The organism is Acinetobacter legionensis (assembly GCF_048552295.1).
In the GTDB taxonomy this organism is placed as follows: Bacteria; Pseudomonadota; Gammaproteobacteria; order Pseudomonadales; family Moraxellaceae; genus Acinetobacter.
In genome coordinates this window covers 37,842-50,409 of sequence record NZ_JBIMCW010000017.1, presented here as the reverse complement: position 1 = coordinate 50,409, position 12,568 = coordinate 37,842, and the positions used below count along the sequence as shown (strand labels likewise).

General features: G+C 37.5%; 14 protein-coding genes. 5 read left to right on the top strand and 9 right to left on the bottom strand.

What is annotated here, in order from left to right:
• Positions 1-69: 69 nt before the first annotated feature.
• The 3 genes from ACG916_RS14050 to msrB are packed head-to-tail and all read right to left on the bottom strand — an operon-like array spanning position 70 to position 1,849.
• Complete coding sequence (locus ACG916_RS14050) at positions 70-915, bottom strand: AraC family transcriptional regulator (RefSeq protein WP_336953263.1); 846 nt, start codon at positions 913-915, stop codon at positions 70-72.
• A 35-nt stretch (positions 916-950) separates the two neighbouring features.
• Positions 951-1,433, bottom strand: coding sequence for a glutathione peroxidase (locus ACG916_RS14045; RefSeq protein ID WP_336953031.1), 483 nt, complete (start codon positions 1,431-1,433; stop codon positions 951-953).
• Entirely contained in the window at positions 1,430-1,849 is a 420-nt protein-coding gene (gene msrB, locus ACG916_RS14040; protein ID WP_004720961.1) for a peptide-methionine (R)-S-oxide reductase MsrB, read from the bottom strand. Before msrB ends, ACG916_RS14045 begins: the two co-directional genes overlap by 4 nt.
• 151 nt (positions 1,850-2,000) lie before the next feature.
• On the opposite strand from msrB, the gene ACG916_RS14035 reads away from it, so the two are divergent.
• The gene (locus tag ACG916_RS14035; protein WP_336953032.1) at positions 2,001-3,236 is read left to right on the top strand and encodes a pyridoxal phosphate-dependent aminotransferase; all 1,236 of its coding nucleotides are present in this window, start codon (positions 2,001-2,003) and stop codon (positions 3,234-3,236) included.
• Positions 3,237-3,542: 306 nt separating this feature from the next.
• Positions 3,543-4,601 (top strand): type II asparaginase, encoded by a 1,059-nt coding sequence (locus ACG916_RS14030; RefSeq protein ID WP_004720964.1) that lies wholly within the window; start codon positions 3,543-3,545, stop codon positions 4,599-4,601.
• A 249-nt stretch (positions 4,602-4,850) separates the two neighbouring features.
• Here the strand turns inward: ACG916_RS14030 and ACG916_RS14025 are convergent, their stop codons facing one another.
• On the bottom strand, positions 4,851-6,197 hold the full coding sequence (locus tag ACG916_RS14025; RefSeq protein ID WP_336953033.1) for an esterase-like activity of phytase family protein: 1,347 nt from the start codon (positions 6,195-6,197) through the stop codon (positions 4,851-4,853).
• A 110-nt stretch (positions 6,198-6,307) separates the two neighbouring features.
• On the opposite strand from ACG916_RS14025, the gene ACG916_RS14020 reads away from it, so the two are divergent.
• Complete coding sequence (locus ACG916_RS14020; RefSeq protein WP_336953034.1) at positions 6,308-6,847, top strand: hypothetical protein; 540 nt, start codon at positions 6,308-6,310, stop codon at positions 6,845-6,847.
• Positions 6,848-6,914: 67 nt separating this feature from the next.
• Here the strand turns inward: ACG916_RS14020 and tsaD are convergent, their stop codons facing one another.
• Positions 6,915-7,931, bottom strand: a complete 1,017-nt coding sequence (gene tsaD / locus ACG916_RS14015; RefSeq protein ID WP_336953035.1) for a tRNA (adenosine(37)-N6)-threonylcarbamoyltransferase complex transferase subunit TsaD — start codon at positions 7,929-7,931, stop codon at positions 6,915-6,917.
• Between the two features lie 145 nt (positions 7,932-8,076).
• Here tsaD and rpsU point away from each other — a divergent pair, with 145 nt between their 5' ends.
• Both rpsU and ACG916_RS14005 read left to right on the top strand, forming a co-directional pair.
• Entirely contained in the window at positions 8,077-8,292 is a 216-nt protein-coding gene (rpsU, locus tag ACG916_RS14010; RefSeq protein WP_001136722.1) for a 30S ribosomal protein S21, read from the top strand.
• A gap of 38 nt (positions 8,293-8,330) precedes the next feature.
• The gene (locus tag ACG916_RS14005; protein ID WP_004720970.1) at positions 8,331-8,777 is read left to right on the top strand and encodes a GatB/YqeY domain-containing protein; all 447 of its coding nucleotides are present in this window, start codon (positions 8,331-8,333) and stop codon (positions 8,775-8,777) included.
• Between the two features lie 106 nt (positions 8,778-8,883).
• Here the strand turns inward: ACG916_RS14005 and ACG916_RS14000 are convergent, their stop codons facing one another.
• The 4 genes from ACG916_RS14000 to ACG916_RS13985 all read right to left on the bottom strand — a co-directional run bounded on the left by ACG916_RS14000 (position 8,884) and on the right by ACG916_RS13985 (position 12,545).
• The gene (locus tag ACG916_RS14000) at positions 8,884-9,462 is read right to left on the bottom strand and encodes a GNAT family N-acetyltransferase (RefSeq protein WP_419327419.1); all 579 of its coding nucleotides are present in this window, start codon (positions 9,460-9,462) and stop codon (positions 8,884-8,886) included.
• Positions 9,463-9,500: 38 nt separating this feature from the next.
• Complete coding sequence (locus ACG916_RS13995; protein WP_419327418.1) at positions 9,501-9,860, bottom strand: hypothetical protein; 360 nt, start codon at positions 9,858-9,860, stop codon at positions 9,501-9,503.
• A gap of 149 nt (positions 9,861-10,009) precedes the next feature.
• Positions 10,010-11,407 (bottom strand): M48 family metalloprotease, encoded by a 1,398-nt coding sequence (locus tag ACG916_RS13990; RefSeq protein ID WP_419330590.1) that lies wholly within the window; start codon positions 11,405-11,407, stop codon positions 10,010-10,012.
• A gap of 172 nt (positions 11,408-11,579) precedes the next feature.
• A complete protein-coding gene (locus ACG916_RS13985; RefSeq protein WP_419327416.1) occupies positions 11,580-12,545 on the bottom strand; it encodes a 2-hydroxyacid dehydrogenase in 966 nt (321 codons plus the stop codon).
• Positions 12,546-12,568 lie beyond the last annotated feature (23 nt).

The following is a 12,568-nucleotide window of genomic DNA, read 5'->3' as shown; positions in this document are numbered from 1 at the left end:
TCGATCCAAAAAATATTTAGATGAGCTTAAATATTTTTAGAACGTGTTATCTTGTAGATAATTGCGCAGTTAGAGCATGACAAACTGAGCTTGAAACTGCTTCGGTGTGATTCCAGTATGCGATTTAAACACATGATGAAAATGACTTTGGTCTGTAAACCCTAAATCATGAGCAACTTGAATAATTGCTTCTCCATATTTCAAACGCTTTCTGGCTATATTTATTTTTTGATTTAATTGATATGCATGTGGTGTTAAACCAAAATTATTTTTAAACAAGCGGATAATTGCATAACGACTAATCCCGAGGCTTTGACTGAGATCTTCTAAAGAAAGCATCTGTTTATTGTGATCCATATCATCAATTATTGCACCCAAATGCTTTTGAAAGTAATCAGACTGCTTTAATAACGTAAATTCAAAATTCGGCAATAAAATTTCACTCAGAACTTCAATTAATTGTTGTTGTTTGAATAAAATCGAAATGGCAGGATCAAATAACAACTGATTTAATTGCGTAAATGCTTGGTATATATGTGGGTTTGTTAAAATTTGTGGTTTTAGCAGTGGAATATGATGAGGATAAAGCTGCTCGATATCTTTGACTAATTCTGAAACGAGTTGAGCAATCCAATGTGCATCTAGATGCATCATCTGATAGCTCCATGCTTGATTTTCTAATGGATTACATGCGTGTTCTACCTCCGCAGGAATGATTACTACGCTTCCTGTTTGAATGTGCTCCTCTCTGGCAAAATAGCTACTAAAACGGCTTATTCCACAATCCACAGCACCAATCGAGAATGTCGGGTGGCTATGTGGTTTATAGCAAATACGGCTTTGACATGCCCTACGTGTTTCGACATAGGGCATTTGCGGATCAGTCCAAAATTCAACTGTAGTGTCTAATTGCATCATATCCTCAGTCTTATTTTGGTCTTTACAACAGGTTATTCTGCTAAAGCTTTTTCAATATCCTGTTCTATATCCTCAGGCTTCGTGGTTGGTGCATAGCGGTTAATCACTTCGCCTTTCTTATTAATTAAGAATTTGGTGAAGTTCCATTTAATACCATTGCCAAGTATGCCTTTGCTGTTATTGGTTAAATAACGGAATATCACATGTGCTTCAGGCCCTTTTACATTCACTTTAGCGAACATGGGAAAAGAAACGCCATAATTGCGTTGGCAATAAGTGCCGATTTGCTCATTTGTACCAGGGTCTTGTCCACCGAACTGGTTACAAGGAAATCCTAAAACTTCAAGACCTTGGTCTTTATATTTCTCGTAAACCTTTTCTAATCCTGCAAATTGTGGAGTAAAGCCACATTTACTTGCAGTATTTACAATCAATAAAACTTTTCCTTCATAATCAGAAAAAGATTTATTTTCACCCTCTAACAGCTCAGCCTCAAACTGATAAATGTTGGTCATGGATACGTTTCCTCGTCGCCTTTTTCTTGTGATTTTAATTCTAAAGAAGCGGAATTTACGCAGTAGCGTAAGCCCGTTGGTTGTGGTCCATCTTCAAATACATGCCCCAAATGAGCGTCGCAATGATGGCATATAATTTCTACACGTTCCATACCATGTGAATGATCATCTTGTTCTTCTATAACAGTATTATTGATTGGTTTAAAAAAGCTTGGCCAACCACAACCACTGTCATATTTGGTTTCTGAAGAGAATAATTCTTCCCCACAACATCGACATACATAGGTTCCATGCTGCTTGGAATTCCAATACTTTCCAGTAAAGGCAGGTTCAGTGCCCTTTTGTCGAGTGATTTTAAATTCCTCTGGTGATAACTCTCTTTGCCATTCTCGGTCTGTTTTATTGAGTTTTCCCATCATTAAACTCCTTTAAATCTTTGACATTCAATGTCATGCTTCAGTACTTCCATATTTACGCTAGAGCTTGGAAAATTTCTAGCTAAATTTCAACATAGATTGTGATATTTCAGTAATCTATTTTTTTAACTCAAAATAATTGGATAAAATTATGTCCGTTTTAGGTAACACAACCCCACGTGAAATCAAGAAATCGTCAAAGCTAGAGCATGTTTGCTACGACATTCGTGGACCAGTGTTACGAGCGGCCAATGAGATGGAAGAAGCCGGTCATAAAATTATTAAATTAAATATCGGTAACCCCGCCCCGTTCGGCTTTGAAGCCCCGCAAGAAATTATCAATGATGTGGCTTTAAATTTGCCTAATGCTGTGGGTTATACAGATTCAAAAGGGATCTTTCCTGCACGTAAAGCCATTTGTCAATATTATCAGCAAAAAGGTATCTTAGATTTACATGTTAAAGATGTGTATATCGGCAATGGGGTATCTGAACTGATCGTTATGGCGATGCAAGGTTTATTGGATGATGGCGATGAAATGCTGGTTCCAATGCCGGATTACCCATTATGGACGGCAGCCGTAAATCTATCAGGTGGTACAGCGATTCACTATAAATGTGATGACCAAAACTACTGGTATCCTGATATGGCGGATATGGAAAGTAAAATCACCCCGAATACACGTGGTATTGTGGTGATTAACCCAAACAATCCAACGGGTTCAGTCTATCCGCGCCATGTTTTAGAACAGATTGTCGCGTTGGCAAAAAAACATGATCTGATTTTATTTGCAGATGAAATTTACGACAAAATTGTTTATGACGGTATCGAACATGTCTCTATTGCAGCATTAGCTGGAAACCATTTATGTGTTTCTTTTAATGGTTTATCTAAAGCCTATCGTATTGCTGGCTACCGTTCTGGTTGGATGGCGATTACGGGTGATAAGTCACGTGCAATGGATTACATTGAAGGCTTGGACATGCTTGCCTCTATGCGTTTATGTGCCAACCATCAAGCTCAATATGCGATTCAAACCGCTTTAGGAGGCTATCAATCAATTAATGATTTGATCCGCCCAGGTGGTCGTTTATATGAACAGCGCAATATTGCTTGGGAAATGCTTAACGATATTCCTGGTGTATCGTGTGTAAAACCAGAAGGTGCAATGTATTGTTTCCCTAGACTGGATCCTGAAATCTATCCAATTGAAGATGATGAAAAATTCATGTTAGATTTCCTCAAAGCTGAAAAAGTTTTACTGGTTCAAGGAACAGGTTTTAACTGGCCTACACCTGATCATTTCCGTGTGGTATTTCTCCCCGCAGAAAATGAATTACGTGAAGCAATGAACCGTTTAAGTCGTTTCTTGGCAAAAATGCGTTAATCTTTATAAAGTAAACATAAGCTATAAAAGGCATTCAAAATTGAATGCCTTTTTTATTGCTCAAGCATCTGTACAACTAAAAACTTATTCATTGACGTTATATTGCGCAACATCTTTATTGAATGCTGAAAAAACACACTGGCAAACACTTTATCCAGTTTTAATAGTATGTAACTATAAATTTGAGTGATTATTTGAAAAATTACATTTTTAAATAAGTATGGGCAACAGCTCAGTATTTATATAGATTTAAAAACTGGTACAAAAAATGCTTATGACCAGAACAATGATTGAAAAGGATAGTTTATGAAAAAGACGGTTACTGCACTTACACTTGCAATTGGCATGCTTTTACCCTTTACGAGTTATGCAAAAAATAATGTCGTTGTCGTCGCAACTGGCGGTACGATCGCAGGTGCTGGAGCAAGTTCTACAAATAGCGCAACATACACTGCTGCGAAAGTTCCTGTAGATGATTTGTTGAATGCAGTTCCGCAAATTCAAAATCTTGCCAATGTTACAGGGGTACAGGCTTTACAGGTTGCTTCAGAAAGCATCACTGACAAAGAACTTTTAACCATTGCACGCAAAGTGAATGAGTTGGTTAAAAAGCCTGATGTAAATGGCGTGGTGATTACCCATGGTACAGATACTTTAGAAGAAACTGCTTATTTTCTAAGCCTTACGGTTCATACAGATAAACCAATTGTCGTTGTTGGTTCTATGCGTCCACCTTCAGCGCTTTCAGCTGATGGCCCTTTGAACCTTTATAGTGCTGTTGCGCTTGCTGCCGCAGACAGTGCCAAAGGCAAAGGCGTTTTTGTGTTAATGAATGATGATATTTTTGCAGCACGTGATGTGTCAAAGACCATCAATATTCATACCGATGCTTTTGTCAGCCAATGGGGCGCTTTAGGTACACTGGTTGAAGGTAAGCCTTATTGGTTTAGAAACGTTGCAAAACGTTTTAACAATAGCTCCGAGTTTAATATTGAAAATATTCAAGGTGATGCGTTACCAATCGTTCAAATCGTTTATGGTTCAGGCAATATGCTTCCCGATGCCTATGTGGCCTATGCAAAAGCGGGTGCTAAAGCCATTATTCATGCAGGTACAGGTAATGGTTCCGTTGCGAACTATATTGTTCCGACATTAAACCAACTTCAGCAACAAGGTGTACAAATCATTCGTTCTTCACGTGTTCCACAAGGTTTTGTGTTACGTAATGCTGAACAGCCTGATGATAAATATGGTTGGGTTGTTGCTCACGATTTAAATCCGCAAAAAGCAAAACTCTTAGCGGCTTTGGCACTCACTAAAACCAAAGATGCAAAAGAAATTCAACGGATGTTCTGGGAATACTAAGCTTAATATTTAAATTAAGCTTAAGACCAGCACAAAGTTAATTGTAAAAGAATGCATTAAACCGTCAAATTAATTCGGCGGTTTGATTTTAGATTGAATGGATAATGAGTTAGGGTCTGTTGACGATTCCTCTACGTTTGCGACTATGTGTGTGTTTTAATCGATATTAGACGCGAGTTACGATATTTAGTTACTCTAAATGATGAAAAATATCGTTTCGCAAGGTAACGCGTAGCGGCAAAAAACACGCTAATCTGCTGTTAAATCCAATTGATCAAGGATATAGAGTGTATTGCCATCAATGATATTTTTATCGTGATCCAAATACTTTTGTTCCAATACCCCATCCGTTTCAGAAAAAGCATAATCATCATCATTGAGAACCCCTAAATGCTGTTCATCAATCACCCATAGACCTTCAATTTTATCGTGCGGATACTGTAAACGCGCAACCAAATCCACCACTAAAGTTTTTTCTACTGGGTAGATACCCTGTTGAGCCAGACCAGTCCAGCCTGCTGTTAACACATATTGTTCTAAGGTTTTTTCAGCTATTAACAACCCGAGTTGTTCATCTTGCCAAATCGCTGAAGTTGGCTTTAGCTTTTCCAAATCAGTGGCATGTTGCAGATTTATTTTATAAATCCGTTTAAATGCTTGAGGATTATCTTTATAGAAATCATCATCACGCTCTGCGACTAGAAATTGTGAGGAACTCAATGCGGTAATAGCCGTATTTGAATAAGCCTTAGGACCTCCTTCTTGTTGATACAGATACTGAGAAACGACTTTGCTTTCTAAATCAATCATCACAATACGTACAAGATCTGATTTACTTACCGAAGCATCGGGATTGCTCATAGTGGATTGCATGATGCCCACCAGCTTTTTTTGATCAGGTGTAATAGTTAAACCTTCCATTCCTCGATTCTGGCGTCTATTGGCATATTCTTGAGGCAATAAATAACCCGATGTTCTTCGCTCATCTAATACATAGGCATTGATACGATCAATTTCTAGCCCATCAGCATTAAAATGCACAATATGAGGACCATATTCATCGCTGACCCAAAAAGTACCATCTTTGAGTGCAACCAAACCTTCAGCATCCAATCCAAATTCATCTGTCCCTATGGCTAATTTCTTTCCATCTTGGTCATAGGCGATTTCTTTACTTGCACCAAAATGCTGATTAGGCAAACCAGTAATATTTCTGCCTGTTGGATCTTTTAATAAAATTTCTTTTATTTTCTGAATAGTTCCATCATTTTTTAGCTCAAATAATCCAATTTTAGGGGTATAGTCAGGAGCTAAAAAGATTTTCCCATGATCCTGATTGACGTTATACGTGGTATTCGGTCCACGATCTGTAAGTGCATAAAATTGATGCTTTTCTATAGGGTGTGCTGAAATTTCTGAACCAAACCCACCACAACGAACTTCAATAAAATGACCAGGTTTTGCACCGTCAGATATATTATGAATGTTTAAAACCTCATAAGGTAAACGCACACCTTGACTAAATTTTTTATAAAGCTGAAGATCTTTGTCAATATTGCTTAGGTTGATATGCTGTTCAGAAGACAATAAGTCCATATGCCAATCTCATTTTTTAATATTCTGTTTATTTTCTATCATGAAATCAGATAAACCACAGTAAAAGAAATGCGATAAACTGTATATATACACATTCAAAGTCAGTATAAATGAAAAGATTTTTTGCCCTATCGCTGATTGTTTGTTCTACATCCCTACAATTGGCAAATGCTGGGACGACGTTTAAAAAAGTTTCTGAGTGTCAGAGTGATTATTTTAATGGCGATTATTGTTCTAAAGCCAACCTTGCCAAATACAAAAATGCGCTTAAGTCAATGCCGCCCAATTTTGATAAAAAATATATTTTACTCAATACGGGAAATTCAGACTCTTTAGAAATGGTTGCTTTAGATACCCAAACGGGTATTGCCTATCCACTCAATTATCAGTTCACGGGTTGGGAGGATAATGAAGGCAATGTAAAAAAGAAGCCTACTTATACATTTTCATTGAATGACTCCAAATTATGCTTGATGGGCTCACAATTCGATGGTGATCATCCTGGAACACATGAAACCTATAGCAATATCAAAAATTGTTTTAGCATCAGTCATCAATATGGCCATACAAACTTTGAATCAAATTACGCTGACCAAGTTCAATATGAATATGACAATAAAAGCAAAACGTGGAAGCCTTATCCGCGTTAAATTTTAGATCCACAAAAAAGAGGCTTTCGCCTCTTTGCTGAATTTAACAATCCTTTAAATATGAGACTTAAACTGATTCAGGTTTAGTCAATTCAGTCATTGGCCAACGTGGTGTTGTTGTCACCGATAAACCATCTTTTTGTCCAGCTTTTAAACGCTGATAGCCTGCAAACGCAATCATTGCGCCATTATCTGTACATAAAGCAGGTTCTGCATAATAAACCGTTGCTTTAATTTTGGCTAAGTCTACTTCCAAACGCTCTCTTAACCGTTTATTGGCACTGACACCGCCCGCAATTACCAAACGCCTTAAACCCGACTGTTTTAAGGCTTTAATCGACTTTTTAACCAAAGTATCCACTAAAGCTTCTTGGAATGAAGCCGCAATATCTGCATCACGTTGTTCTTCACCTAATTTTTTTAACTGCACTGAAACAGCAGTTTTTAGACCACTAAATGAAAAATCTAACCCTTGATGCAACATTGGACGGGGAAATTCAAAAGCATTTTTGTCACCTTGTTCCGCCAATTTTGAAATATTTGGACCACCTGGATAAGGTAATTTCAACATTTTTGCGACTTTATCAAAAGCTTCACCAGCGGCATCGTCAATCGACTCACCTAGAATTTCGTACTCACCAATTGCGTGTGCTGCCATCAATTGCGTGTGTCCACCTGACACTAATAATGCGACAAACGGAAATTCAGGTGGATTTTCGGATAATAATGGAGCAAGCATATGACCCTCCATATGATGCACACCAATTGCGGGTTTATTCAGCGCAAAAGCCAAGGTGCGACCAAATAATGCCCCTGTCATAAGTGCACCCATTAAGCCAGGGCCGCGCGTATACGCCACTGCATCGATCTCTGATTTTTTTACATCGCTTTGCTCAAGCAACTGATTAATCAATGGAATTAACTTCCGAACATGATCTCGAGAGGCCAACTCAGGGACCACACCACCATACTCTGCATGCAATTTAATTTGACTATATAACACCTGTCCTCTTAAGCCGACTTCATTGTCATAGAGCGCTAATCCTGTTTCATCACATGAAGTTTCTAAGCCCAGAACGATCATTAAATTGCCTTTTACCCATTTCAAAATATTGCTAAAGCTATTATAGACTTGTGGTATGAGATGTAAATGAGTAAAATACTGACCTTCACTTGTGATCTAGGGTAATTCGACCCTGATCTTATCCATAACTTAATGAGGATTCTTCATGCCACAAGTTAAATTGAAAGAAGGCGAACCAGTAGACGTAGCTATCCGTCGTTTCAAACGTTCATGCGAAAAAGCTGGTGTTTTAGCTGATGTTCGTAAACGTGAATTCTACGAGAAACCTACTCAAGAACGTAAACGTAAAAAAGCTGCTGCTGTTAAACGCTACCAAAAGAAATTGGCGCGTGAATCAGTACGTACTACTCGCCTTTACTAAGATTAATTTGTGATTGATTGACTCACCTGGACAGATAAATGACTACTTTAAAAAACCAAATAACTGATGTTTTAAAAGCAACAATGCGTGCTAAAGAAATGGGTAAGTTAACGGTAATTCGTGGTCTACAGGCAGCAATCAAACAAATCGAAGTCGATGAGCGCATAGAGCTTGACGATACTCAGGTTCTTGCGGTCATTGAAAAGCAAATCAAACAACGTAAAGAATCGGTCAAAGCCTTTGAAGGTGCAGGCCGTGAAGATTTAGCTAGTAAAGAACAAGCCGAAATTGAGGTGTTATCTCAGTTTCTACCTGAAGCTATGTCAGAGGACGAGCTTGATTCTCTCATTGCGCAAACTATTACTGCGCAAGGTGCAACTAGCATGAAAGATATGGGTAAGGTGATGAATTCTCTACGTCCGATCATAGCCGGACGTGCCGATCCAGCACAAGTTTCTGCAAAAATTAAAGCAAAACTTGGCTAAACCCAACGTTCTTAAATCTGAATTTCTGTTTGATTTGGTCTATTTAACAACTTAAATAAAAATTATTTTGCAATGAAATAGTTTCTTGTTAAATAGCCCAAAATCTTCAATCTACAATATCACTTAATTTATTTTCTATCTGATAATGGCAAATATCTCTAAAGCCACCATCGACTGGATTCCATACAGATTGATATTGAATATTTTTAAGTAAAAACCCTGCTTTTTCACATAATTTTCGTGCCAATATATTTTCTGCATCGACATAAGCATTTAAACCGACAAAATTCCATTTCGAAAATAAATTACTTACAAATAGTATTAGTGCTTGTGACATGTAGCCTTTTTGCTTAAATTTTGAGTTTCCCCAAAACCCAATAGATGCAGTATTTTCCAACCAATTAATTTCATGGATATCGACAACCCCTAAAAAATCATCAATTTCTTTTAAACGGATAATAAATACAAAGTTCTCTTTATTTAACAACGCCACCAAACGAGATTGGCAAAATGCCATTGAAGCATGCAAATTAGGTTCTTCCAATGCCCATAATAAACTTGCAGGAAACTTTCTAAGCTCAGTTAAGCTATTTTTTATTGCGCTATATAAATCTTCAGCATCAGATACTTGAATGATGTTGAGAACAATTTGCTCATTCTCAATTTGAAATTGGCTAAAATCCATAAATAATCTGGCTCAGATGTAAGATGTTAAAGATAACCCTATTTCAAATCACACTGAATATTATATTTTTTAAGTAGCTGCATTTCAGGTGACAACATCACTTTGTCAATCACATTTTGTTTGGTCATAGATTGCGCTGATGGTGGGAGGGATTGACGATTTTCATCTGTCGTTTTATACATATCATCGACATATTTTTTAACAATGCCACAAAATTGTGACTCTTGTTGTGGGTTAAACTGGCTCAATTTCGGATCTAAGCTACGTAAAAAAAATTTCATATCTGCACTGTATTGCGCCGAAATACGCTCAACTTCTCGAACATAGCTTTCTGGTACTGCTGCAAATGTTGAGTGAGCATAGAAAAAAATACTGAATGCGATTAAAATTTTCTTCATGTGAATCAAATACTTTATTATAACTTTAAGTGATTTTAGCTTAACCTGTTCAAGCAAGAATAGAAAGTAAATTTTCTTTAATGGCTCATTTAAAATCACTCATTATTTTTAGTTTTTTAATCTAAGCTTTTAGAGTTTTAATCAGGCTTTTAAATTTTTAGCTTCCGTTCATCTTGCATCACTTTTAAACGTGTATCGATACGGGCACTCATCGCATTATTTTCTTTAGCCAAACGTTTGGCATGTAAAAGTGATTTAATTGCATTTTCTTCATCACCAGACCAATATTGAACTTCCGCCCGATTTCTTAGCACATTGACTGTACGCATTGGATTCTTTTTATCTAAATTTGCCGCTTGTTGTAACAATTGCCAGCCAATAATGTCCTTATTATTTTTATTCACAAAGCGATTAACCAGTTGCTCAGCTTCTTTGGACTTTTGTTGTCGAATATAAACTTCAGCTAATTTATAACTTAATGCACGATTTTCTGGGGTTATGATTTGCTTACTGATGATAGTTTGATAGGCATCGTCTAGCTTATTTCGCCCTAAATAAATATCAGTTTGAATCAATGTAACCAACGTATGCTCAGCGTTAACCTTCTTAGCTAAATTCAGCTGGGTTTGCGCATTGTCATAATCACCCTGCAGTAAATAAAATTCACTTAAAGCCAATAAACCCGCTAAATTATTGGATTGTGCTAAAGCCAGCAACTGACGATCAGTCGCTTGTCCCGAAATCACTGCGGTATACCATTTAATAATATTAAAATCAGATTGTTGAGCACGAAAAGGAACTTTTGGAAATTGATTTGCTCTTAATCTTGCTTCACTCATACGCTCAGTTGTTAAAGGATGAGTTAACCAAAAATCAGGTAAAAAACTCAAACGACTGGTAGACCGATGCATGGTTTCAAAGAAATCAGCCATACTTTCTGGGTCATATCCTGCACCATACATAAACTGCATGCCAATCCGATCAGCTTCACGTTCTTGATTTCGGCTATAACTGAGCTGCTTGTCCATTAATGCAGCTTGTGTACCCATCATCACCGCCCCACCAATATCACCATCCGCTTTGGACGCCAATGCAGCACCGACAATAATTCCAGCAAGTGCCAACAAACCTTGCCCTTTAAATGCTTCTTGTGAACGGCTGTAATGACGTTGTGTGACATGGGCAATTTCATGTCCCATCACACTGGCAACTTCATCCATATTACTTGAAGCTGTAATCATTCCACTATTTAGGGCAAACATACCGCCAGGTACTGCAAATGCATTGATCTGAGCATCTTTGATCACCACCAAGCCTACTGGCTGTGAAAGCTGGGTCTGACTGAGAATTTTTGAAAAAACCAGCATAAACTGGTCTTCCAGCCAAGGATCTTGAAGAACTGGCATTTGATGTTGAACTTGACGATAAACTTTTTCACCAATGGTTTTTTCTTTTTGTTGATCAATAAACCCTACTCCACTGCCAATCTCAGGTACTTCAAATTGAGTACTATTCTGAGTTGGCAAAAAATCATCAGCTGAGCTCATTGAAGTGCTTAAGCAGAGACAAAGGCTGAGGAAGGTCTTGTTCAATTGATCATCCCAATTATTTTAATATTCTAAATATAACATTGAATTTAGTACAAATTCGCAATGAAGTGTTAGGGGGCTGTAAACATTTCATATGTAATTTGCATTGTCAGCAAACATTCAACATCAACTAAAAGTTTTCATTGACTAAATATCTTGGTGTGCGTTGTTCCAAAGCATCGACTAAATTTTGAAAAGCCAGTTCCGCCATTTTCTTACGCGTCTCGGCGGTTGCTGAACCGATATGCGGTAAAGTCACGACATTGTCCAACTCAAACAATGGCGATTGTTGCAACGGTTCTTTTTGGTATACATCTAGACCCGCAGCAAAAATTTGACGGTTCCGTAAAGCCTCTGTTAATGCATATTCATCCACTACTGAACCACGAGCAATATTGACAAAAACAGCATGCTTTTGCATCAAAGCAAATTCTTGAGTCCCAATTAAGGCTTTAGATTGGCTATTTAAATCTACCGCGACCACAACAAAATCGGCTTGTTTTAGCAGTGCTTCAAGACTTTTATATTGTGCATTAAACTGTTGTGCCACTTCGATTTTTTCACGACGATTATGATATAAAATATTCATATTAAAGCCATAAAACCCACGTCGCGCAATAGCTGCACCGATATGACCTAAACCGATTATTCCTAAAGTTTTACCGAAAATTTCTTGACCAAATTGTGTCGCATTGACTGTACGCTGCCACTCACCTTGTTTGGTCCAGTGATCTAGACTTGGCACTTTACGTGCAGCACTCATTAACAAAGTAAAGGCTAAATCCGCGGTCGTTTCTGTTAATACATGTGGTGTATTCGACAGCCAGATTTTCTTTTGATTTAAATAATCAACATCGTAATTATCATAGCCCACACTAACAGAGGAAATAATTTTTAATTTTTCTGCAGTTGCGATATTGCTTTCATTAAGCAAACGACCCGCACCAATCATTGCATCCGCATCAACAACTGCTTGACGAATTTGTACATTGATATCTCCTTGCTTAGGATTCAATACAACCAACTGATATTTTTCTGCTAATTTTGCTTGAACTTCTGAGTCGATTTGACTAAATACAACCACTTTTTTATTCATATCCCAGAAAACCTCTCAGTACA